The following is a 24,696-nucleotide window of genomic DNA, read 5'->3' as shown; positions in this document are numbered from 1 at the left end:
CTAATCATTTTTTCATCAGTAACGGCAGTTGGTTTTTCCGGATAAATATGCTGTACCATCTTTTTAAATACCTCGAAACGTGTTGCGACTTCATCGGTGCAGGGATGTTTGATTACATCTCTTTCCGTGCAGGCATGGCAATTATTGTTTCATTACTCATCTCGCTCGTCTTCGGTAAATCACTTGTCAGGTTTCTGCAGCTGCAGCAGGTAGGAGAAACCATCCGCGATCTCGGATTGGAAGGGCAGATGCAGAAACAGGGTACGCCTACCATGGGCGGACTGATTATTCTGGCGGCAATCATTATTCCAACACTCTTGTTTGCGCGTATTGAAAATGTATATGTCATCACCATGCTGATCTCAACGGTATGGCTGGGGCTGGTTGGTTTTCTTGATGACTATATCAAGGTATTTAAAAAAGACAAGCGCGGACTGGCCGGCAGGTTTAAGATTGTCGGGCAAGTGGTTTTGGGAATAATAGTCGGATCAATTCTTTACTTCAATAAAGGCGTGGTAATCCGGCGTGAGTTGGTAAGTGCACCCATTGGCGCTCCGCTGATTGCATCCGATTCCGTGCAGATTGATAAAGTAGCTGCACGTTTCGTAGATGCGAAGCTGCCTATTACGACCATACCGTTTGTAAAAAATCACGAGTTCAATTATGCGCGGCTCATCAGCTGGATCGGCGATGGAGCTGAACAGTATACATGGATCATCTATATCATCATCGTCATCTTTATCATCACTGCCGTTTCTAACGGAGCAAATATGACGGATGGTATTGACGGTCTTGCAACGGGCGTGTCAGCCATTATCGGCGCCACACTTGGCGTATTCGCTTACCTGTCAGGTAATATTCTTACTGCCGATTATCTCAACATCATGTACATCCCCAATTCGGGCGAATTGCTGGTGTATGCTGCGGCACTCATTGGTGCCTGCATAGGATTTCTATGGTACAACGCTTATCCGGCGCAGGTTTTTATGGGCGATACCGGTTCACTTGCATTAGGCGGCATCCTGGCAACAATGGCCATCATTGTGAGGAAGGAATTGCTCATCCCTATTCTCTGCGGCATTTTCCTGATGGAAACCGTGTCGGTGATGTTGCAGGTTGCTTACTTCAGATATACCAAACGGAAATACGGTGAAGGGAGAAGAATATTCAAAATGGCACCATTGCATCATCATTATCAGAAGCTTGGTTACGCAGAACCCAAAATTGTTACACGGTTTTGGATTGTGGGTATCCTGCTTGCCATAGTAACAATGGTGACTTTGAAGATCAGGTAAAGAACAGCGGACAATTAAGCAGCAATACAAAACGGAACACATGAAGCAAATCGTCATCCTTGGAGCAGCAGAAAGCGGAGTCGGCGCCGCCATACTGGCGAAGCTGCGCGGGATGGATGTATTCGTTTCAGACAGTGGAATAATCAGTGAAGCATTCAAAGCAATGCTGCAGCGATATGAAATTGCTTTTGAGGAAAAGCTGCATTCAACAAAAAAAATTCTTGCCGCAGATGAAGTGATTAAGAGTCCCGGCATCCCGGAAAAGGCGGAGATCATCCGGCAACTGAGAGGTCAAAACATTTCCATCATATCTGAAATTGAATTTGCGGCGCGCTTTACAAAGTCAACCATTATAGCCATCACCGGCACCAATGGTAAATCCACTACCACTTCGCTGATACATCACATGCTGAAGAAGTCGGGCTTTGATGCTTCCCTTGTAGGCAATATCGGGAAGAGTTTTGCGAAGCAGGTGGCGGAAAAGGACACTGCTTTTTATGTGGCCGAGATCAGCAGTTTCCAGCTGGACGATTGCTATGAATTTAAACCGCATATCGCAGTGCTGACCAACATCAGCGACAATCATCTTGACCGGTATCACTACAAACTTGATGAATATGCAGCTGCCAAATTCCGCATCACACAAAAACAGACAGCTGCTGACTATTTCATCTACTGTGCCGATGATGCGGAGACCCTGAAAGCACTCGGGCGTAATGCAGTGCACGCAGAAAAAATTGGTTTTTCCATGCAGCGGCAACTTGCAGACGGCGCATGGTCAGATAACAATGAAATAATTTTTAATCTAAAGAATAACCCCTTCTCCATGTCACTATTCAACTTAGGATTACGCGGAAAGCACAACGTGTACAATTCAATGGCCGCCGGCATTGTTGGAAGCATACTTGATATCCGGAAGGACCTGATACGGGAATCGTTATCGGATTTCAAAGCACTCGAGCACCGGCTCGAATGGGTTGCAGATGTGCATGGCATCGAGTTCATCAACGATTCCAAAGCAACTACAGTGAATGCAGTGTGGTATGCGCTGGAAAGTATCAGTAAACCGGTTGTCTGGATTGCAGGCGGCGTTGACAAGGGCAATGATTATTCATTGCTGCTTGACCTCGTGCGCACCAAAGTGAAAGCAATTGTCTGCATGGGATTGGATAACCGAAAGATTCATGAAGCATTTTCCCGCTCGGTGGATCTGATCGTGAATACGGAAAGCATGACAGATGCGGTGAAGTCAGCCTACCGCCTTTCCACCAACGGTGATTGCGTGTTGTTGTCACCGGCCTGCGCCAGCTTCGACCTATTTCAAAATTTTGAAGACCGCGGACGGCAATTCAGGGAAGCGGTACGGTCACTATAGTAAAGAAACTTAATCTGCCGGACGAGTGAAGCAGCGTCCGTCAAAAAAATAATGTGAGTATGAATCCGGCTACAGTTCAGGTAGAACATATTTTCAGAAAAACACAGGGCGACAGGTACATCTGGCTGGTGGTGATATTTCTGTCTATCATCTCCATGTTGGCAGTGTACAGTTCAACCGGATCACTTGCCTTCAAATACCAGGGCGGGAATATGGAGTATTACCTGGTGAAACAGGCCATGATGATTTTGTTTGGTTTGTTCCTGATGTACCTGGCGCATAAGATCAACTACACTTACTATTCCAGAATCGCGCAGTTATTGCTGTATGTTTCTGTCCCATTGCTTGCGTTCACATTGATCTTTGGCGTTGAAATAAATGATGCGAGGCGATGGCTTACTATTCCTGTGGTAAATGTTTCCTTTCAGACTTCCGACCTGGCGAAACTCGCACTCATACTTTACCTCGCCAGAGTGCTGGCAAAAAATCAGGGTAACATCAAAGATTTTAAATCGGGATTTTTGCCGGTGATGCTTCCGCCGATGATTGTTTGCGGCTTGATTGCACCTTCCAATCTCTCTACCGCAGCCATCCTGTTCGCCACCTGTTTGCTGTTGATGTTTATCGGTCGAATTAATATGAAATACATAGCCATCATGGGAGGTGCCGGCATTTTATTGCTTTCGCTGATTATCATCATTGCCATGAATACATCGTTCCATGCACGCGTCGATACGTGGGTGAGCCGGCTATCTGATTTCTTTGGCGACGGACAGGAAGCATACCAGGTACAGCAATCAAAAATCGCCATTGCCAACGGTGGATTATTCGGCGTTGGTCCGGGCAACAGCATGCAACGCAATTTCCTGCCTTCCCCATATTCTGATTTCATTTTTGCCATCATCATTGAAGAGTACGGGTTCATCGGCGCACTGGTTTTGATTGTGTTGTATCTTTTTTTCCTGCTGCGTTGCATTAAACTGTTTACTAAAAGTCCGGGTGCATTTGGTGCATTCCTGGCAGTAGGGTTGAGTTTCAGCCTGGTGGTGCAGGCATTGATCAACATGGCAGTGGTGGTGCACCTGCTACCTACCACGGGTGTTACGCTTCCCATGGTTAGTATGGGTGGAACTTCACTGTGGTTTACAAGCCTGGCAATAGGAATAATTCTCAGTGTAAGCCGAAACGTTGAAAAAGAAGAGCAGAAGCATGATGAAGCAACCACTTAAGGTAATCATCAGCGGTGGAGGGACCGGTGGCCACATCTTTCCGGCAATAGCAATTGCCAATGCTATCCGAAAGATTGATGCATCCGCTGAATTACTTTTTATCGGTGCTGCGGGAAAGATGGAGATGGAAAAAGTGCCTGAAGCGGGTTATCAGATAACGGGCTTGCCGATTGCCGGTTTGCAACGCAGCCTGTCGCCAAAAAATCTGCTATTGCCGTTTAAAGTGTTAAACAGTCTGATGAAAGCATACGGAATTATTAAATCATACAGCCCTGATGTGGTGGTAGGTGTAGGTGGCTATGCCAGCGGCCCGGTGCTGTTTGCCGCATCACTCGTTGGCATTCCGACCTTAATACAGGAACAAAATTCTTTTGCAGGAATCACCAATAAAATACTCGGTAAGCGGGCGAAAAGAATCTGCGTAGCATATGATGGCATGGATCATTTTTTTCCGAAAGAAAAAATTATCCTCACCGGTAATCCGGTTCGTAAAGATATTATCAACCTCGATGGCAAGAAGACGGAGGCACTCCGGTATTTCGGATTGCAGCCTGTTCGCAAAACAATTCTCGTGATTGGCGGAAGCCTGGGTGCCGGAACAATCAACAGCAGTATTCGCTCCGCCCTGGATGATTTTGAAAAAGCCGGCGTACAAATATTGTGGCAGACCGGCAGAAGGTATTTTGAAAGTAATCGGGCAGCCGCAGCGAACAGGACAGAAGCAATTAAGGTGAAGGAGTTTATTGACAGGATGGACCTTGCTTACGCTGCAGCTGATGTGGTGATTTCAAGAGCCGGCGCGCTGTCAATCGCCGAGTTGTGTATTTGTAAAAAACCATGCGTGCTGGTCCCATCACCGAATGTTGCGGAAGATCACCAGGCAAAAAATGCCATGTCGCTCGTTTCGAAGAAAGCTGCACTAATGGTAAAGGATAGCGAAGCAGAAGAGAAACTGATAAATACTGTGCTGGATCTGATTATTAATGAAGCATTACAGCAGAAGCTTTCCACAAATATTGGCAGGCTGGCTAAGCCCAATGCGGATGATGAAATAGCGAAACTGGTGATTGGATTGAAAAATTAACTGTTAATAAACATTATTCACCATTCACCAGCCAGGTGTAAAGCAGAGAAACTGAATTAGGAATAAGAAAATAATATCGCATAATGAGCCTGGTTGACATTGATACTTCAGGCACCACGGTTAAGATTGCATTTAGTTTAAAAATTGATTGATCAGGTACATGAATCTCACATCCATCCATACTATTTATTTCATAGGCATCGGTGGCATTGGCATGAGTGGGCTTGCGAGATATTTTAATGCGAATGGTTACAATGTATCAGGATATGACAAGACACCGACCATCTTAACCGGTGAAATGATACGCGAAGGAATGAAGATTCACTTTGAAGAAGACCTGTCGGCTATACCATCCGATGCTGACCTCGTGGTTTATACGCCGGCCATTCCTTCTGATCATAAGGAATTGATGTACTACCGCGAACATGGTTTTCCTGTTGTCAAGCGGGCCGACCTGCTGGAAGAGCTGACCCGGAATATGTTTACCATAGCGGTGGCCGGAACTCATGGAAAGACTACCACTTCTTCCATGATTGCCCATGTGCTCAAATCATCAGGGTACGATTGTACCGCCTTTCTCGGCGGTATAGCCGCCAACTATCATGCTAATTTCCTGGCAGGTAAAAATAAAACCGTAGTGGTGGAAGCTGATGAATTCGATCGCTCATTTCTTAAGCTGCATCCTGATATCGCGGTGGTCACATCGTGCGATCCGGATCATCTTGATATCTATGGAACAAAAGAAGAGGTGATCGCATCATATGGCGAATTTACCGGCATGATTAAACGCGGCGGCGTGCTGATCACAAAGCAGCATCTTACCTTCCCCGACCGTTCAGCCGATAATGTAAGGATACTGCATTACGGACTTGATCACGATGCAGAGGATGCATATGCTGCCAACCTCAGGCTGGACAATGGTACCTATGCATTTGACTTTATCCATGGAGCGAAAAAAATAAATGATGTTCATCTCTCGATTGCCGGTCGTCATAATGCTGAAAATGCAATAGCTTCAGCTACGGTCGCTTCCTTGCTGGATATTGAAAGCGATCAGATCCGGCTGGCGCTGCATTCATTCAAAGGCGTGTATCGTCGCTTTCAGTTTCTTTTCAGAAACAGTAAAGTGGTTTACATCGACGACTATGCACATCATCCGGCAGAGATCATGGCTTTCCTGAAATCCGTACGTGAAATTTTTCCCCGAAGAAAAATCACCTGCATTTTTCAGCCGCATCTTTTTTCCCGCACCCGTGATTTTGCCGATGGATTTGGAGAGAGCCTTTCATTGGCTGATAACGTGATACTCCTTCCGGTGTATCCGGCGAGAGAGTTGCCGGTCGAAGGCGTGCATTCCGCCATGCTGCTCGATAAGATTACTACCGCTGCTAAATGCGTGGCGCAAAAGGAAGATCTCCTTAACCACCTTTCCCAAACAGACATTGAAGTTCTGGTAACGGTAGGAGCGGGAGATATTGATCAATTCACGGAACCCATTGCAAAAATGCTAAGCGATCGTTACGGGTCGAATTAGCTGCCTGCAACAGAAAAAAAGATATGCATCATCCATGAAAAAATTCTGGTTAAAAATAAAACCCATCCTCGTATTCACCTTCTGGTTGTTATGTGCAAGCGGTGTGGTGACATTGCTCGGTGCTGCCATTGATAAACAACAGCACAAATCTTTTCAATCCATACAGGTCAGCATTGATGAAGCAAATGGTGTCTTGTTTCTTTCAAAGGATGAAGTCATGCACATGCTGAAGGATGATCAGGTAAATATCGAAAGAAAGCAGCCGGTGAGCGATGTAAATTTTGGCAAGCTTGAGCGTGTAATTGAAAATAATCCATACGTCGAAAATGCAGAGATGTTTGTGGATGCGAATGGAATCATACAGGTAAACATCCGTCAACGTACACCAATATTGCGGGTTATTAACAATCGAGGTGTGGGTTATTACCTTGATGAACACGCAAGTAAGATGCCTCTCTCCAGTAAATTTACAGCTCGTGTTCCGGTAGCTACCGGCAACATCATGGCCGGAGCAGAAAACTCAAATAATAATGATTCAGTGACGCTACAAAAACTGTATACCCTTGCAGTCTTTATTAATCGCGATACCTTCCTCACATCGCTTATTGAGCAGGTCGTTGTCAATGATCAGCATGAGTTTGAACTGATTCCTTCATTGGGCAATCACAGCATTTTGCTGGGTGATGTTGACGAACTGCAGGAAAAGTTTTCAAAGCTGAAAATATTTTACCGCGATGGTTTGAATCATGTAGGCTGGAATGATTACAGCCAGGTGAATCTTAAATACCGTAATGAAGTGTATTGTAAGAAGAGGTTAGCACCCGAGATCAAGCAGGCACCGGCAGTTACGGTAGTTGATTCGGTAACCAATGCTGCAGCAGGCAAACAATAAATCTTAAAATTTTAAACAACAGCAAAATGATGAACACAGAATTTATTGTAGGACTCGATATCGGTACCACCAAGATCTGCGCTATTGTAGCGCGGAGGAATGAACATGGAAAGATTGAAGTGGTGGGCATGGGAAAATCAGAATCGCTTGGTGTATCACGCGGCGTGGTGGCCAACATCGATAAAACCGTGGATGCCATCACTAAGGCGGTCCGTGAAGCGGAAGACCACTCCGGTGTTGAAATCAAAAATGTGTATGTGGGCATTGCCGGCCAGCATATCAAAAGCCTGCAGCATCGCGGCATTCTCGTGCGGGATAACATGGATACGGAAATCTGCAATGATGATATCCGCAAACTTGCGGATGATATGAAACGGCTTGTCGTCAATCCGGGCGACCGTATCATTCATGTTCTTCCCCAGGAATATATTGTAGATAATGAAGCCGGCATCAAGGATCCGGTAGGCATGGCAGGCATCCGACTGGAAGCGAATTTCCATATCATAACCGGTCAGATCAGCGCTGCGCAAAACATCAAGAAATGCGTGGAGAAAGCAGGACTGAACATGGTGGATATGATACTGGAACCGCTGGCATCTTCTGCAGCGGTGCTGAGCGAAGAAGAGAAGGAAGCCGGCGTTGCATTGGTAGATATAGGCGGCGGCACTACTGACATTGCAATTTTCCAGGATGGCATTATCCGGCATACTTATGTTATTCCTTTTGGCGGAAATGTGATCACCGATGATATCAAAGAAGGATGTATGGTGATGCGCAACCAGGCTGAAATACTGAAACTGCGTTTTGGCAGTGCTATTGCCGATGCTTCCATGGACAACCAGATTGTATCTATTCCCGGCTTGCGTGGAAGAGATGCAAAAGAAATCTCCGTTCGCAATCTTGCCAACATCATCAATGCACGCATGGAAGAAATTCTTGAGCATGTTGATTCAGAAATAAATATTTCCGGCTACAAGAATAAACTCATTGCCGGTGTGGTGGTAACCGGTGGCGGTGCGCAGTTAAAGAACCTGGTTCAGCTCGTGGAATATATCACCGGCCTGGATGCACGCATTGGATTACCGATTGAACATCTTGCCCCGGTGAAACTGGAAAATGTGAAACACCCGATGTATTCTACGGGCGTAGGACTCATACTGAAAGGCTTCGAAGATTACAGCTATAAACGTGCGAAGGAGATTCCGCAAACTGCTGTTCAGGCGCCGGAAACAGTGATGGAGGAAAAGAAGGAACCCAAAAAGTTTTTCGGTTCTTTTTTCGAATCAGCCAAGAATTTTTTCAGCGAAGGAGTGGATGAAAATTTTAAATGATGCAAAAGCATGGTGTGCCCTTCACTGGCAACACATCATCATGATCAAAGGAAATTTCAATTAAAAATATTTTTTAAAAACCAACAACCCATCAATGTCAATTCAATTCGATTTACCACAGGAACAGGCTTCCATTATCAAAGTTATTGGTGTAGGAGGTGGTGGCGGCAATGCCGTGAACCATATGTTCCGGCAGGGGATAGTAGGAGTAAACTTTGTGGTTGCCAATACCGACAGGCAAGCGCTCGAGATGAGCCCTGTGCCAAACAAAGTGCAATTAGGTGTAAACCTCACAGAAGGCCGCGGTGCGGGCATGAATCCAGAAGTGGGTAAACGTTCCGCACTCGAATCGGTGGATGCGCTGAAAGCATTCCTTGAAAAAAATACAAAGATGCTGTTCATCACAGCAGGAATGGGTAAAGGCACCGGCACCGGTGCGGCTCCCGTAATTGCCAAGATTGCAAAGGAGATGGGGATACTCACAGTTGGTTTGATCACCAGTCCTTTCTCTGCAGAAGGTCCCCGCCGCTTTCAACAGGCCTCCGATGGAATTTCTGAAATGAAAAATCATGTTGACACACTGCTGGTTATTTCAAACGATAAGCTGCGGGAGATTCATGGTAACCTGACATTGAGTGCTGCATTCTCACAGGCCGATAATATCCTGTCCAATGCAGCAAAGAGTATAGCTGAAATCATCACTGTTCCGGGTTATGTAAACGTGGATTTCGAAGATGTGAATACCGTGATGCGCAACAGTGGTGTGGCAATAATGGGTATGGCTTCGTTTGAAGGAGAGAATCGTGCAGTGAACGCCGTTGAAGCCGCTTTGAATTCACCGTTGCTGAATGACAACGATATCCGCGGCGCGAAAAATATACTGGTCAATATCACTTCCGGTTCCGTGGAAGTAACATTGGATGAAGTGAGTGAGATAACGGAATATATTCAGCGGGAAGCCGGCTTCGAAACAAATATTATCTGGGGTAATTGTTACAATGAATCGATGGGCGAGAAGATCAGCGTAACAGTGATTGCCACCGGATTTGAAGCCACCTCCACGCAACGCAAAGATCTCTCGAAGAAAAATGTGGTGAAGCATACGCTGGAAACTGAAGTGAAAGTAACCACAGATGTTGCTAAAGTGACAGTGATTGAAAAGGAAGAAAAGGAAGTGCGCAAAATCAAGGTGCAGGCAAAGCCTGAGCGTGAAAGCGGAAATGATATGCTGACACCTGAGATCCCGTTTGAATTTGATCTCACAGAAAAATCATTCAGCACACCAACCTTAAAAATTGAACTGCAGGAAGATACGCACAAGCAGGAGGCAACGCCGCGGTCTGATGATTTTACGCTGCGTGAAAAGGATGTCCGTGAGATACTGGAAGAGAAGCAACAACCCACTCCCGAGAATCAGTCGCCTGATCTTTCCAAAAATGTAGCCCGCGACAGGGTGAACAAGCTTAAGAATCTCAGCTTTAAACTCAACAATCCTGCAGCGATCAATGAAATGGAAAAGGAACCGGCTTACCTGCGGCGCGGCATCAATCTGAAAGATGTGGATCATTCATCAGAATCAAACCTTTCTCCCTATTTTGTAGAAAACTCCGATGACCCAGCTAAACTGCCGGAGCTGAAAAAGAATAATTCCTTTCTGCATGGAAAGGACAGGGTGGATTAATCAGGATGAACCTGCAATAATTTGTGAGAGGGAGAGCGAGGTTCTCCCTTTTTTTATGCATCATCTGTAACGATCATTGATAGCAGTGCCTTCAAAAAGGTGATGCCAGGTTAAATTAACTTCAAACGCAGAACAATCCACACAATGGTATGATTTCTATATAGACCACGTGATGACTTTGTCATCATGGTTTTTTATCACCTTGATCTTCTGCTGATGCTTCAGGTGCTGGTGGCAGTTCATCAGTATTATCCGCCGGCACAGATTCATCTGAAGGTGTTGCCGGCACCACAGGATCTTCATGCTGTTTTTCTTTGTCTTTGTCTTTATCCTGTTCCTGCAGTTTCTTCGACTCCGGCCACTGTGTGTGTTCCTTGTCTAAGATAGATTCAACCCGTGATACAAACAGAGATTCCTTGTTGATGCCGTGTTCACTATATGGCCCTACCCTGAAATTGTAAAAATGAATTTCCCGTTTCATCTCTTCCCGTGTATTGCGGTATCGTACATAGTTTTCGAAATAGTTAAATGTCTTGAGGCCGGTAGTGAGGATAGCCACTACGGATGTGATGATAACGGTAATCAGTTTAATGTTCAGCATCACGGGATGTTCTGCATCACCTGCGATTCGAACGCCATCGAGGGCAATCAATACCGGCGCAATGGCCGATAAGATGATCAGCGCCCATTGAAATTTCCTGTACTTGTCCCGGTTTTCACGCGATGACTTCGCATAATATTTCATCTGTTCTTCGTACCGGTTTGTCAGATAGTCTTCAAAGGCAGCTTTGTTCATGGCTATTCAATTGAGGTTTGAGGCGAAACAAGGAGTAAGTTGGACTAAAGATAATTTTTTTCAATACTAAATGCAAGGAACTCTCATTGTTGACGGGTAACTGGAAAACGTAAGTCGCAGGTCAATAGCTGATATACTCTTCAAACAATTCCTGCAGGAAAGCCTTTGCCGACATTATTTCGCTGTCGGCTAAACGATTATTTTTTATGCTGTTGCTTTTGAAATCATATTCCATATTCCCGTTACCGGATATCCAGCCAAAGGCATCATCGGAGGTATAGTAAGCAAAATGGTTGCGGTAAGGATTCATCAGGTTGTTGCTCCACGTAAATTCGGCATGAGGCAATTGAAGCTGTGCCAGCAGTGATGCAGGCAGGTCGCATTGCATACCGGGTCCGGGAATTATTTTCCCCCTGAACAATGGATTAATCACCTCGCCATAAAAAATGAGCGGAATATGGAACCGGGCCGGTTCGCGCGGACTCCTGTTGCGTGGCAGTAAATGTCCATGGTCTGCTACAAAGATGAACAAGGTGTTTGGATACCAGGGTTCTTTTTTCGCCAGTTGAAAATATTCACCGATTGACAAATCAGTGTAAGCGCATGAATTCCGGAATTTGGAAGCCATATCAGTTCCGGGAAAGCGGGTTTCCATCGGCACTTCGAATGGTTCATGACTGCTCAGTGAAAGAATGACAGAGAAGAATGGTGCCTGCGCTTTGCCGGCCTCCTTCGCCTGCTTCCGGAATACAAAACCATCATGCGCTCCCCATTTGGCATTCATCTCTCCGGCAGCGAATGAATTTTTATCAATGATGTTATCAATGCCTGCAGCAAGGAGGTAAGCCTTCATATTTGCAAAAGCTGATTCCCCTCCATAATAGAAGGAAATTTGATATCCTGCTGCCTTCAGGTGCTCAGGCAGAAAGCTGAGGTGTTGGACCTTCTCCGGCTGCATGATGATGGAGAAATTTGGCTGCGCCGGGAATCCGCTTAAGATACCGGAAAGACCCTGATCAGTCCTGAACCCCTGCGAATAAATATTACTGAATAATAATCCATGCTGAATCAATGTATCGAGACGAGGCGTTACTGATGGTTCGCCTCCCAGCGCTGCCACCACATCAGCGGTAAAACTTTCCAGAATAAATAACACAATGTTAGGCCGGGTAGTCGTTAAAAACTGAACCGTTGAATCTCTATTCACCGTATACAACGACTTCACTTGCTGCGATGCAGTTTCCGCAGTGAAAAACTTGTACGGGTTCTTATAGAGCGATACTTCATCCTGTAAAGTTTTCTTCGCACCATTCCAGGCCGTATTCACTGCTGCGTCATTTACAATCTGGTGCTTCGAAAAATAGGCGCTGCTTTCATTGATGGGTATCTGTTGCCATCCGCCACGTATTCCCAAAAAAAGTAATCCGGTAAGGATGGCCTGTATCAACAGGAGAATCAAGGGTGACCTCTGGCGCTGAAACCGGAATTGCTGTCCGCTGAACATCTTCCTGTAAAGCAGGAAACCTGCTGCCAACTGAAGGATCATCAGCACGAATAATATTACCGTATCATTCAGTTTTACAAATGCCGCACCGTCCCTGGCATACCTGAGATAATGAATGGCACGGTAGCTTAACTTGGTTCCCCAGTCAGCATAGATGGCAAGGTCAAAAACACAAACAAAAGAGGTTAGTATCAAAGCGACTGACAGGTAGCCCGTAAAAAAGTAGCGATAAAAGTCAATCGCTGTGAATTGCTGAACAATCAGCAGCAGCAATGGAAGCACTAACAGGTAACAAATCGCCGAGAGATCGAGCGGAAAACCGTGATAGAATGCTGCCAGTAATTCAATCGTTGGTATGCCTGCAAACTTACCAGCAAAGAAGGCGATGAACACGATCCTGTTGGTCAGGAAAATGATCCACCAGAAAATAAACAACTTGAAAATCAGCAACAAGTAGTCGCGCATGATAGATTCCGAACTGCCATCAGTAAAGAAGGGTAGTAAAATTAATCGAATAGTTGATTGATGCAACGTAAAGTATCCGGCGATTACTCCCTGAAAAAATTACGGTCGTCAATGGAATATTATTCAGGCAGGGCAAATTTTTCCGGATGGCAGGCGGTGATGTCTTTGTAAAAATCAGCGATGATCTTCAGATCCTGCTGAAGATCTCCGCTCGGATTAAAATAAGGTCCGATACCGGCTTTCTTCTGTTTGAAATCAATATAGGCCATGATAACCGGAACATGGGCACCCATTGCCACATGGTAAAATCCTTTCTTCCATTTTGAGGTGCGTTTTCGGGTACCTTCCGGTGGAAAAACCACTATGGCTCTATCATTTTTATTCAGATAATCTATCATCGCTTCCACCATGCCATTGTGTTTGCCACGGTCAACCGGCACGCCACCGAGTTTGATGAACATGCCTTTCAGCGGCCACCTGAACAACTCTTTCTTCGCAAGATATTTCGCATCGAAACCAAGCAATGATTTGGCTGCTGCGCCATAGATAAAGTCCCATCCGCTGGTATGCGGCGCAACAATCATCACGCATTTTTTTAATTCCGGCGGAACATTCGCACCCGTCTTCCAGCCGCGGAGCTTAAAATACCAGACCATTAATTTTTCCAGCAAAGCGTTATTTTTTTTCAAGGTAAAAAAATATTTGTAGTGGCAAGCATGTATAATTTAACAGAAGCTGATGTTTGTTGGTTACTTTGTATGGCTGTTTCAACTGCACATGCATTTTTTTATTCCTGTAAAGTCGTCGTTTATGCATGCTATCCGTTTCGGATCAGGCGACCGGTTGCTCATTTGTTTTCATGGTTTTGGTGAAGATGCAGGTAAGTTTATGGCCTTGCTGCCATCTATGCACACAGCGTTTACGGTGGTGGCGATTGATCTTCCTTTTCATGGAAATTCAGCATGGCCGCATGATACACCATTCATGCCCGCTGACCTGGCGGAGATGATTCGTGCTGTATTGCAACTTGAAAAGCAGGTGCGGTTCTCGCTGATGGGATATAGTCTTGGTGGAAAGATAGTGCTGGCTGCAGTTCCCCTTTTTGCTGAGCAGGTTGACGCTGTAATACTCGCAGCGCCTGATGGCGTAATATTAAATGCCTGGTATAACGTGGCCGTTTATCCCGGTTGGGGAAGAAGACTATTCAAAAGCTTTGTAAAAAATCCGGGATTTGTTTTCAGGCTGGCGCGGTTGCTGCGGTTTATGAGGTTACTCGATGAACGGATCTTTAAATTCCTGCAGGTACAGACGAATACCGAAGCGAAGCGCAAAAAGATTTATGATGTATGGATGGCGATGAAAAATTTAGCAGTAGAGTTGGAGGAAGTAAAAGGCATTCTCAATTCTCACCATATTAAAAGTTATTTGTTTATTGGAAGGTACGACCGGGTGATCACCGAAAAAACAGGCAGAAAGTTCGCACAGGGATTGCAGGATTGTCATTATGTGGTGTTAGATAAAGGCCATAACCTGATTACCGAGGCATTCAATAACCCATTACAGGCAGCGCTCACGGTATGATGATCTATACCATCATCGTATTACTGCTGACAGTCTGTTACACACTGTTGTTTATCTTCTACCTGGCCGGCTGGCTGCTGTTGCCTGAATATACACCCGGTGACGTGAGCGGACATACCACTGTTTCTATCGTCCTTGCCGCCAGAAATGAGGAGCAGAATATTGGAAGGCTGCTCGGTGATCTTACCAGCCAGGATTATCCTTCGGCATTAACGAACATTGTGGTAGCAGATGATTGTTCCACTGATAAAACAGCGGAGATTGTATCCTCCTTTCAGTCAAAGGGAGTGAAGCTGATCAGGATGCAGGAATTGTTCAGCAATGAAGAACATCAGCCTGCTTACAAAAAGAAGGCGCTGCAAACTGGTATAGCTGCAACAACCGGTGAACTCATTATCACCACCGATGCAGACTGCTCTATGGACGCCGGATGGTTGACGGCTATCGTTAGTTTTTATGAAAAACAACGCTGTAACATGATTGTTTCACCGGTTACTTATAGCGGCGAAAGAAGTTTCTTTGAGTTGTTTCAGTCACTCGATTTCATGGGCATGATTGGCATTACCGGCGGGACACTGCAGTTTAATTTCCCGGTCATGTGTAACGGAGCCAACCTTGCCTTCCGCCGGCTGGCATTTGATCAGGTCAACGGATACGAAGGCATCAGCCAGATCGCATCTGGTGATGATGTGTTGCTGATGCTCAAAATCGCGGCTAAGTGGAAAGGCACCGTTCATTTCATGAAATGCCATGAAGCGGTGGTACGTACTTCGGCTCAAAAAACATGGAGCGCATTTGTACAGCAGCGGATACGTTGGGCTTCCAAATCCAGATATTACTCCGACTGGCGTATCACCGCCAATCTCGCATTGGTATACCTGTTTAACTTTTCTATCCTGACTACCGCTTTGTATTGTCTTTTCAGCAACAGTTATTTTTATTTGCTCCTGTTTCAGTTGCTGCTTAAGATGATTGCAGAGTTTGGTTTCTTCGCTGCTGTCACTGCATTTTTCAGGCGGCGTTCATTACTGTGGATGTTTTTACCTGCGCAAATGATGCATATCATTTATATTGTGCTTATTGGCGCACTGGGAAATTTAGTAAGTACCTTATGGAAAGGCAGGAAAATAAAATAAGGCTCTTGCCGGTATACTGCAGGGTTGACTGGCAATTAATAACATCTGCTTAGCAAAAACTGTAACACACAGTTTTAACTTATGAATTGCTGCAGGTTGCCATCCTGAAAATTCAAATGGTACTTTATTTTGCTGAACCGGTTAAGACCATTGCCATGAAGATTAAGAAAATGGTTCGATAGCATTTGCTTAAAGTGAAGTTGTATTCTGTAAAGATTTGTTCAACTAAGGGGTTGATGTCATGCAAGCACTCACCGATGCCGAAGACAGGTTGTTAGATGAATTGTATTTCGTAACTACATACCCTGATCTGGTGCAACAACTGACATTGCAAGAAAGTGTACTGCGGACAACATTGACGAGCCTGTTGCATAAAGGCTTTATTATACAGATGCAATACAACGACGTGATGAAGGACTATGAGAAACTGGAACAACCGGATTTCTCAGTCATGGAACGGTCAGCATTTGTTGCTTCACGGCAGGGATTGATAGTGCATAACAGCCGTTCCTGAACTGTATGTGCAGCATATCCAATGAAAGATTCAGCACTGTTAAATTGGTGTCGAATTCACAACAGCGGATGGTTTTTACATTATTTTCAGAAAGTGGCAATGAAGTGCGGCGGTATAAGAAGTGATTGTTAAGTCAGGAAGGTGCACCGTATTAAGTACAGAAAGATTGTAGCTTGCAGCGTCATACCAGCCATGAAATCACTGACGGATGATATAACCCGGAAACTGGATCGTCTTGAAGAACAGTTGCAACTGAAGGAGCGTGAATTGAATTCGCTGCTTCAGATAACGCAGGCTATTAACAGCAATATTTCATCGCATGGCTTGCTGCGCCTGTACCAGGATATCCTGGTGAAACAGATCGGTATTGGCAAGGTAGCGGTTTTCATTTACCTGGATGAATGGCAATGCACTAATGCAACAGGTATTGACTCACAGGATATCCTGGAAGCGACAAAACATCACCTGCCGGCCTTCCGGCAGATAACCCGGCTCGCGAAGTCAGGCCATCCGCTGGAATCTTTCTTTGATGTGGTGGTGCCGGTTTATCACAAAGATTTTGCGATTGCCTATACGTTCCTGGGTGACTTCAGCGACGATTTTCATCTTTCGCTCGATGAAAAGCTGAGTTATATTCAAACCGTATCGAACGTCATTGCCGTAGCCATTGAAAACAAGCGGTTGTTCAGGGCGCAGATGAAGCAGGGAATGCTGAAGTCTGAGTTGGAACTCGCAGGCAAGATGCAGACGATGCTGATTCCGGGCAATCTGCCGGATGATGAACGGATCTCTATTGCCGGTGTTTACCTGCCCTTTCAGCAAGTGGGTGGTGATTACTACGACTATATTGAACTGAACAGGGAAGAATCAATATTTTGTATTGGTGATATATCAGGCAAAGGTGTTGCGGCAGCGTTGCTAATGGCAAACTTTCAGGCCAGCGTCAGGTCGTATGCAGAGCAGCAGCCTTCCCTCAGCGCGTTGATCAGGAGTTTGAATGGCAGGGTAAATGAGATCACAAACGGTGAGAAGTTCATTACTTTCTTCATTGCAAAATTTAATTTCACCACGCGCGAATTGCAATACATCAATGCCGGTCACAATCCTGCTCTCCTGTTTTATGACGGTGAAGTGAAAATGCTGCAGGAAGGCTGTACCATCCTGGGCATGTTTGAAAAATTGCCGTATGTGAATCTGCAGTCGCTTACTTTGAAAAACCCGTTCGTCACTTTTTGCTATACCGACGGGCTTACGGATGTGGAGAATGAAGAGAAGCAATCACTCGATATCAGCAATGTCATCCGCATCATCAGCGATGGCAAAGACCTTTCGCCAACGGCGATGAATAAAAAAATAGTGGATTATCTCGTAGCATTCAAAGGGTCAAGGCTGATCAATGATGATGTGAGCATGCTGACATGCCACGTGTATTAGCAGGAAAACATGCTCATGTTTCGGAAGAAAAAGTGCCGGCCTGCTGCAAATTATTTCAGGGGAATCTGCTGTTGCTGCTGTTTCAACCTGTTATTCCGGATATCCTGGTTTACAATTAATGCAATACAGATGAAGAAGAACGATCCGATCTTGTCTGTTTCAATTAAATCGCTCAGCATGGTATTCATGTAAATGATGACCAGGCAAAGCAAGACCGCCATCACATAGCGCCGTTCAGCACGATCGGTGGTTTCATGATAGATCCTTTGGCCTTGTGTCAGCAAGACGATGGTGAGTGCCAGGAAGATGAGCAGTCCTATTATTCCCTGTTCTGTCATCAGCAGGATGAAATAGTTATGCACGGAGGAACGTTCCGGGTTTTCGCTTACATAGGTCTTAAAACTTGTTACGGTGAAGGATTTATAAAATCCATAGAAGTTACCGGGCCCGTAACCAATGACCGGTTTGTCCAGCCACATGCGTATGCCTGCGATCCAACGGTACACGCGTTCTGCGCTGGAAACATCTTCTCCTTCAAAAGTGGAGAGTAAGTGATCTTCCAGTTCAGGATGGTATATGGTGTGTTCAAAATCAGGCTCAAAATTGAGATAGTGATTTTGCACACTCATATAAACCAGTAACCCGACGAGGCCGGCCATTCCTGCGGCCAATAACCAACCGGTAAGTTTGCTCCGGATCACGAAGTACATGCAGCATGCACCAAGCAGCGATAACCAGGCCGATCTTGTATAGGCGAAATAGATGGCCACCAGCAATAATGCAAAAGAGAATAACAGGAAGCGGCGGGCAACAGAACCCTTCCGGTACCATCCGATAGCCAGCACCACAAAAGGCATCATCTGCGCCAGGGTGCATGCATAGTTTACATGATTGCGGAAGAATGGTATCATCTGTTCATTCACCGTCTGAAAGGAGAAGTCGTATCTCGAATGACGGACGAGGCTGTAGATGACCGTGAAAAGCAGCGGAATAAGGACGCACCAGAAGGCGATCTTAAAAGTTGATACGTCTTTTATGATCATGCCCGTCACAAAGACAAACGTTATGATGTACCATGTTTTGGCAATCGAGAATTTGACGGATACAAGCGGATCGGCCGAATAGACTGTTGCAATCAGTATCCAGCAATAATGCAGTATCAGCAGGAAGATGACCGGATTTTTTAATACTTCCTTATCCAGTGTGGCGGGACGCGCTGCCACTGTGCAAAAGAAGAGTATCATCAGGCCGGCAATCAGTGGCTCGGTTGGGAAGTCAGTAGCAAAACCACCGGGCAAGGCCACTTCCGTGGAAAGCGGGAGGAGAAACAGCAGTAAAAAATAGATGACCCTGAAATCATTTAAACTCAGGTAAAGGAAAAGAATGCCGCAGGGAATGAGCAGCAGCAGATAATTTTCAGCATAAATGGCAGCAAACCCACAAACAAGCATCAGGCCACTGAATGCATATAACAACCGGAGCCAGAACTTATCAAGTGGCTGCTTGTTGCCAGCGCTGTCAGATGATATCTCAGGTCCGGTGTTAGGAAACATTAATAAGACTTGATGCTTTTAAGGAAGCGCTTTGGATACAAGGGTTCATTGTATGCCATCAGCTTTCAGAAACCCTCCGGCATTACCGATCAGCCGGGAAGATTGCTAACTGGAGGCCTGCACCACTTCCGAATTTTGCTGCAGGGCTATCCTGAATTTTTTGAATCGTTCAATCATCAGGATGGCGATGGAGGTAAGCACAAAGCTGCCAATGAGCGTACCGAGGACAATCAGCCATCTTATCGGTTTTGATTTTCTTTCCGCTTTAAATGCTTTTTCCAATACATAGACGGTAGGCACCGTGCTGTTGATGGTAGCCTTGTATTGTTCATATTCAATCATGTTGTTGTTCAGCTCGCGGATGGCGCCTTTCTTCTGTTCCTCCAGCACCTTTACCCTTTCTGTCGCCTGGTCGAAGCCGGCGCCTTTCTCTGCCCTCAGCTTGCTGATCTGACCGGGCAAGTCCTGTATCGAGCTATAGAGGCTGTATTCCTGCTTCAGCTTGAAGATGGTATCGCCAAGTGCCTGCAGCTGACTTTGCTTTTCCTTCAGCTTCACTTCATAAATTGAAAGGATTTTCTGCTTGTTGTCATTCAGCAGTGCCTGGTTGGTTTCATCAATTTTAGCTACAATGGCATTGGCCATGTCGGCCGCTACCTGCGGGTCGCGGTCATATACCGTCACTTCAATGGCTCCGCGGTCATTCTTTTCAAATGAATAGTTGTTGTGTAATTCTTTCAAAACGGCTTCCACGGGATACTTCGAATTCACGCTATCAATCTTATAATGCTGGAAGAGGTTAAACTTCTTCACGATATACATCTTCAGCGGCACGGACCCGGCAATGGAAAGTATGCGGTCAACATCGGCGCTGGTACCAAAATATCCCTGCGCATTGTCGCCGAAGAGGTTGGAACTTTGTGTCAGGTTGGGGTTGAGCGGATAAATAAGTGATACAGATTCGTAATAAGGCGGCATGATATGCGGATCGGTGATCACGATGCTGCCCAAAACGCCAATGCCCATCACGATCAGCAATGGCTTCCGCCATTTTATGATGAGTTTCAGGAACTCAATGAGATTTAAGGAGTTATTCATCCGGGTGTTTTAAAAAAATTTCCGGCAAACCTACAGGAATTCAGTCCAATTCCAAAAAAGTTACCCTTTAAGTTTTGCAGCACCATCAACTAAAGGGTTGGTTTGAAAGGGGAGATTCCCTTAAGGTTTGCAAGCCTTTATTTATTATTTCCGGATTAAAATCCGGATGCTCAAGCGGACTGCATTGATACAGCGTGACCCAAAGTAAGCGAATCCGCTAAACCGATTGATGCTATCAGTCGCTGGCTGTTTTGAGCAAGGGTATAATTTTTCTGATTTCAATAAGGCCCAGTAGCGTGGCGAATCCAAGCGAAAGAATGGACAGCAACACCATGACATACATCCAGTGAATGTTCCACATTGCGGCAGTCATGAAGAGGAGATAGCTTCCTGTGATAAAAAGAAACAGCTTGAGTAATAACGCGACATTGGTCCGGAAGTGAAATACTCTTGCGGCAAGCAGGAAGTTCAGCATGCCGATGGTGAGGCCGGTGATGCAGGCAGCCATGGCAGCCCCCAATGCCTGTTTCATGGGAATAAGTGCAAGGTTAAGACAGAAGTTCAGCACGACAGCTATCAGGGAGATGAGGATGAGCGCCTTCAGATTGCCATTCGCGGTTAGCAACGTACCGAAGATATAAACCGTAGCTGTGCCCGGAAAGCTGTAAATCAGTATGGATAAAACAGACGATGAATAACCGGTTGCATCATGATAGAGTAAATGCATTAGAGGAACTGAAAAAAAGGACAGTGCCATACAGCAAATGAAGGCGAAAATAAAGATGACCGTGAAACTTGCACGGGCAAGCGATTCAATGCTCTGCTGTTTTGCCAGCATTCTCGAGAAGATCGGCAGCAACAATACCGAAAACAGGTATCCAAACTGATTGAGTGCATCCAGCAACCGGTAGGCGGAAGCATAGATGCCGGCTTCATGTGCTCCTTTTTCCGGCAGTAAACGCTCAATCATGATACCATCAATGCGTGAATAAACCGCCATCATTAAAATAAGCAACGCAAAAGGCATCGATCTTTTAAATAGGCCTCCGGCAAATTGAAGCGAAAAATGAAAACGGAATCTGCCACTCACATGAATGATATAGCCAAGCGCAGATAAGAGCGTTATGAGGTAGGCCATCGTCTGTGCATAAATGAAATATTCAATGCTGAACTGTGCACGCATGGATGGTACAATCAGTAATATGCCACAGATAAGTATCATCAATGCTTTATCCATCACGGAAATCATACTGTCCACCTTGAAATGGTGTAACGCCGAAATATTGGATCGTGAATAAACGATCAGGGAAGCAAGCGCCTGGTTGATGCCGATTACGCTCAGCAGGTAAAGCTCATAAGAAGAGAACTGCAGCACGAAACCTGAAAACAGCGTTACCAGCATATATATGGCCGACAATACGATTTTGATACTGAAAATATTTGATAAGTAATCAGTCAGTTCGCTTTCATCGCGGGCCAGGTGCCTGTTATTATAGTTGCTGATACCGGCATCCAGCAATATTTGGGTGAGCATGGATAAGTTGAACAATACGAAATACAAACCGTAAGCCGATGACCCAACCACATTCTGCACAGTGCGGTCAATTCCCAGAATCCAGAGTGGCTTTATCAGGACATTCAGTGCAACAATAAATACAAGGTTTCTGAAAAACAGCTTTTGCATGCACAAACGGAGGTATTTGTTTCAGGCCGGAGATGGCCGTAAAGAAAACCTGCAGCGTGCGCAAAGGTAAAATGTCCTGCTTTTCTATTGTGAAAATATTATTATTCCCGACTACTGCATTGCGTGGTATCAGGCAGTACAAATAAAAGGACAGCTTCATGGTTACAGCGTTTGGCTTTATGTTGTTAACGACGTTAATATGGAAACGCTGCCTTCACGATCAGTGAAAATGGTTGTCAGCCATGCAACCGAATACTCCATTAATTCTATCTTTCTCCCGTGAAAATTGCCGTCAATACCAGGTTTCTCCTGAAAAACAAGCTGGAAGGCATCGGATGGTTTACGTATGAGACGCTTAAGCGGATTACACAGCAGCACCCGGAACATGAGTTTATTTTTCTGTTTGATCGTCCGTATGCCGCAGAATTTATTTTCTCATCTAATGTCACCGGCAGGGTGATTTATCCGCCTGCGCGTCATCCCTTCTTGTGGTTCTGGTGGTTTGAACAGGCAGTGCCGGCGGCGTTGAAAAAAATCAAGCCCGATCTTTTTCTTTCCACCGACGGCTATCTTTCACTTGCCTGCAAGGTGCCGCAGGTAACGGTTATGCATGATCTTGCTTTTGAGCATTTTCCCGATCATGTTAACGCACTCACCGCATGGTATTACCGGTATTTTACGCCGAAGTTTGCGAAGAAAGCAAAGCGTATTGCCACGGTTTCCGAATATTCCAAACAGGATATTATTAAACTATATGATGTAGCGCCTGGTAAAATTGATGTGGTGCACAATGGATCCAATGAGTTATTCCAACCACTTGGCGACGAGGAAAAGACAAAGGTGCGGCAACAGTTTACCGGAGGTTGTCCGTACTTCATTTATGCAGGTGCATTGCAACCGAGGAAAAATATCATCAATCTTTTCCTTGCTTTTGATCAGTTCAAAAAAAATAAATCCTGCAATGCGAGACTGGTTATGGCTGGAAGAAACTGGTCTTACCGCGATGCCATGAAGGTGCATCAGGCGATGCAATTCCGTGACGATGTGGTTTTTCCCGGCCATTTAACGCGCGCAGACCTGTCGAGACTGCTTGGTGCTGCGGAAGCGTTGGTGTATGTTTCCCTCTTTGAAGGTTTCGGTATTCCCATCGTGGAAGCGATGTATTGCGATGTACCGGTCATTACCAGTAATATTTCATCTATGCCTGAAGTAGCAGGTGAAGCAGGATTGTTTGTGGATCCTTATTCAATATCGGATATTGCAGAAAAGATGCAACTGCTATTTGGCAATGAAGAATTAAAATTAAAGCTGGTGCAAAAGGGACAATTGCAACGCCGGCAGTTCACCTGGCAGCGCACTGCCGAACAGTTATGGGAATGTATTATCAAAACCGCACAAAGCGATGTGTGAGCGTTCAGCAGGTGCTTAATGACACTTTGTGTTTTGGTCATTAATATTTACACAGCAATTTATTGCACCGCAATTTTTCCGTTCAGTTGCCCGCCTTTGTATTGCAACACCACGTCATAGTTGCCGGCAGGTAATGCTGAAACATCCAGCGTAAGTTGTTGCCGTCCTTTAATCAAAACGGGAGAATTACTTGAATGCACTACCTTTCCGTTGGCGTCAATAATCAAAGTGGTCACCATTGACGTCTGGCCAAGCGGAAAACTCACGGTGGCTGTTGTGACTGCCGGATTAGGGTAAATAGCCACAGCAGACGACGGAGCTGCTGTTTCGTGGATACCTGAAACTTCATTTTGTGTTACGAGGATATCATCCACACTCAGCAGGTTGTCATCTTTTGTTCCATGCACGATGGCTATGTAAATTTTTTTACCCACATAAGCTGCGAGGCTGACGGTTTGTGGTTGCAGTATGCCGATAAAGCGCGCCGAATCGTTGTGGTATTCGATATATGTGCCGTCTTCGCCGTGCACCCATCCCGCAGTAAAATTATAATGACTGAAACCGCTGTCAACATCAAGTGGCCCGGCAGAAACATATTCGGCCGCCTTGAACAGCGTGTCGGTAAAGCAGTCTTCCACATTGCATTCGGATGATACCACCACATAGTAACCATCGAGGTAACGCGGTGTTTGAAATGGAGCGGATTTCCAGCTGAGTGTAGCACTTGCATCCTCAATATCCAGCGGTGGCAGCACCAGGTAATTGGCTACAAGGTTGGCCGGCGAAGTCCATGAGTTACTGGCATAAATGAGGTTGCTGCTGTCAGCATCGGCGAAACCAAAGGTCCAGAACCATTCGCCGGGCCTGCCGCTTCCGCTCGCATCATTAAATCCATCCTGATCGTAATTGATCCAGGTTGCATCATCGCCATTCGGAAAGCTGGGTTCAATGTAAGTGTCGGGATCATTCTCGAAATTTTCAAAGAGCAGTGTATCCAGCGGTTGAGAAAATGCCATCTGCTGAAAGCATAGTAAGCATACAGCTGCCAGTGCGTAGTAATTTTTCATGGTTTGAATTTTTATGATATAAACATCCGAATT

20 protein-coding genes are annotated in these 24,696 nt (G+C 45.4%); 13 read left to right on the top strand and 7 right to left on the bottom strand.

Features of this window, described 5'->3' with window-relative positions; translation table 11 throughout:
- Window positions 1-47: 47 nt before the first annotated feature.
- The 8 genes from mraY to ftsZ all read left to right on the top strand — a co-directional run bounded on the left by mraY (window position 48) and on the right by ftsZ (window position 10,421).
- On the top strand, window positions 48-1,295 hold the full coding sequence (mraY, locus tag K1X61_06245; protein ID MBX7108233.1) for a phospho-N-acetylmuramoyl-pentapeptide-transferase: 1,248 nt from the start codon (window positions 48-50) through the stop codon (window positions 1,293-1,295).
- Window positions 1,296-1,335: 40 nt separating this feature from the next.
- Entirely contained in the window at window positions 1,336-2,670 is a 1,335-nt protein-coding gene (gene murD, locus K1X61_06240; GenBank protein MBX7108232.1) for a UDP-N-acetylmuramoyl-L-alanine--D-glutamate ligase, read from the top strand.
- 59 nt (window positions 2,671-2,729) lie between these two features.
- A complete protein-coding gene (locus K1X61_06235) occupies window positions 2,730-3,899 on the top strand; it encodes a putative lipid II flippase FtsW (GenBank protein ID MBX7108231.1) in 1,170 nt (389 codons plus the stop codon).
- Window positions 3,883-4,983: an undecaprenyldiphospho-muramoylpentapeptide beta-N-acetylglucosaminyltransferase gene (gene murG / locus K1X61_06230; GenBank protein MBX7108230.1), complete on the top strand. Its 1,101-nt coding sequence runs from the start codon at window positions 3,883-3,885 to the stop codon at window positions 4,981-4,983. Before K1X61_06235 ends, murG begins: the two co-directional genes overlap by 17 nt.
- A gap of 160 nt (window positions 4,984-5,143) precedes the next feature.
- Complete coding sequence (gene murC / locus K1X61_06225) at window positions 5,144-6,517, top strand: UDP-N-acetylmuramate--L-alanine ligase (GenBank protein ID MBX7108229.1); 1,374 nt, start codon at window positions 5,144-5,146, stop codon at window positions 6,515-6,517.
- A gap of 34 nt (window positions 6,518-6,551) precedes the next feature.
- Window positions 6,552-7,409, top strand: a complete 858-nt coding sequence (locus K1X61_06220; protein MBX7108228.1) for a hypothetical protein — start codon at window positions 6,552-6,554, stop codon at window positions 7,407-7,409.
- Between the two features lie 29 nt (window positions 7,410-7,438).
- Window positions 7,439-8,740, top strand: a complete 1,302-nt coding sequence (gene ftsA, locus K1X61_06215) for a cell division protein FtsA (GenBank protein MBX7108227.1) — start codon at window positions 7,439-7,441, stop codon at window positions 8,738-8,740.
- A gap of 94 nt (window positions 8,741-8,834) precedes the next feature.
- Window positions 8,835-10,421, top strand: a complete 1,587-nt coding sequence (gene ftsZ, locus K1X61_06210; protein ID MBX7108226.1) for a cell division protein FtsZ — start codon at window positions 8,835-8,837, stop codon at window positions 10,419-10,421.
- Window positions 10,422-10,605: 184 nt separating this feature from the next.
- Here the strand turns inward: ftsZ and K1X61_06205 are convergent, their stop codons facing one another.
- The 3 genes from K1X61_06205 to K1X61_06195 form a co-directional block, all read right to left on the bottom strand.
- Entirely contained in the window at window positions 10,606-11,217 is a 612-nt protein-coding gene (locus K1X61_06205) for a DUF4231 domain-containing protein (protein MBX7108225.1), read from the bottom strand.
- A gap of 121 nt (window positions 11,218-11,338) precedes the next feature.
- A complete protein-coding gene (locus tag K1X61_06200) occupies window positions 11,339-13,186 on the bottom strand; it encodes an LTA synthase family protein (protein ID MBX7108224.1) in 1,848 nt (615 codons plus the stop codon).
- A 119-nt stretch (window positions 13,187-13,305) separates the two neighbouring features.
- Entirely contained in the window at window positions 13,306-13,875 is a 570-nt protein-coding gene (locus K1X61_06195) for a 1-acyl-sn-glycerol-3-phosphate acyltransferase (protein ID MBX7108223.1), read from the bottom strand.
- Between the two features lie 88 nt (window positions 13,876-13,963).
- Here K1X61_06195 and K1X61_06190 point away from each other — a divergent pair, with 88 nt between their 5' ends.
- The 4 genes from K1X61_06190 (at window position 13,964) to K1X61_06175 (ending at window position 17,851) form a co-directional block, all read left to right on the top strand.
- Window positions 13,964-14,767 carry an alpha/beta hydrolase gene (locus K1X61_06190; protein MBX7108222.1) on the top strand — a complete coding sequence of 268 codons (804 nt, stop codon included), beginning with the start codon at window positions 13,964-13,966 and terminating at the stop codon, window positions 14,765-14,767.
- Window positions 14,764-15,903, top strand: coding sequence for a glycosyltransferase (locus K1X61_06185; protein ID MBX7108221.1), 1,140 nt, complete (start codon window positions 14,764-14,766; stop codon window positions 15,901-15,903). The genes K1X61_06190 and K1X61_06185 overlap by 4 nt, the downstream gene beginning before the upstream one ends.
- Window positions 15,904-16,144: 241 nt before the next feature.
- Window positions 16,145-16,417 carry a hypothetical protein gene (locus K1X61_06180; GenBank protein ID MBX7108220.1) on the top strand — a complete coding sequence of 91 codons (273 nt, stop codon included), beginning with the start codon at window positions 16,145-16,147 and terminating at the stop codon, window positions 16,415-16,417.
- Window positions 16,418-16,609: 192 nt separating this feature from the next.
- A complete protein-coding gene (locus K1X61_06175; protein ID MBX7108219.1) occupies window positions 16,610-17,851 on the top strand; it encodes a SpoIIE family protein phosphatase in 1,242 nt (413 codons plus the stop codon).
- A gap of 50 nt (window positions 17,852-17,901) precedes the next feature.
- On the opposite strand, the gene K1X61_06170 is transcribed toward K1X61_06175, so the two are convergent.
- The 3 genes from K1X61_06170 to K1X61_06160 form a co-directional block, all read right to left on the bottom strand.
- Window positions 17,902-19,404, bottom strand: a complete 1,503-nt coding sequence (locus tag K1X61_06170; protein ID MBX7108218.1) for an O-antigen ligase family protein — start codon at window positions 19,402-19,404, stop codon at window positions 17,902-17,904.
- Between the two features lie 105 nt (window positions 19,405-19,509).
- A complete protein-coding gene (locus K1X61_06165) occupies window positions 19,510-20,502 on the bottom strand; it encodes a hypothetical protein (protein ID MBX7108217.1) in 993 nt (330 codons plus the stop codon).
- A 235-nt stretch (window positions 20,503-20,737) separates the two neighbouring features.
- A complete protein-coding gene (locus tag K1X61_06160; GenBank protein MBX7108216.1) occupies window positions 20,738-22,186 on the bottom strand; it encodes a polysaccharide biosynthesis C-terminal domain-containing protein in 1,449 nt (482 codons plus the stop codon).
- 279 nt (window positions 22,187-22,465) lie between these two features.
- Here K1X61_06160 and K1X61_06155 point away from each other — a divergent pair, with 279 nt between their 5' ends.
- Window positions 22,466-23,596 (top strand): glycosyltransferase family 4 protein, encoded by a 1,131-nt coding sequence (locus K1X61_06155; GenBank protein MBX7108215.1) that lies wholly within the window; start codon window positions 22,466-22,468, stop codon window positions 23,594-23,596.
- Between the two features lie 59 nt (window positions 23,597-23,655).
- Here the strand turns inward: K1X61_06155 and K1X61_06150 are convergent, their stop codons facing one another.
- On the bottom strand, window positions 23,656-24,663 hold the full coding sequence (locus tag K1X61_06150; protein MBX7108214.1) for a T9SS type A sorting domain-containing protein: 1,008 nt from the start codon (window positions 24,661-24,663) through the stop codon (window positions 23,656-23,658).
- Between the last annotated feature and the right edge of the window lie 33 nt (window positions 24,664-24,696).

The sequence above is a fragment of the Chitinophagales bacterium genome (assembly GCA_019694975.1).
Taxonomy (GTDB): domain Bacteria; phylum Bacteroidota; class Bacteroidia; order Chitinophagales; family UBA10324; genus JACCZZ01.
Note: the sequence above shows the minus strand (reverse complement) of the source record. Positions and strands in the feature narration are given on the sequence as shown.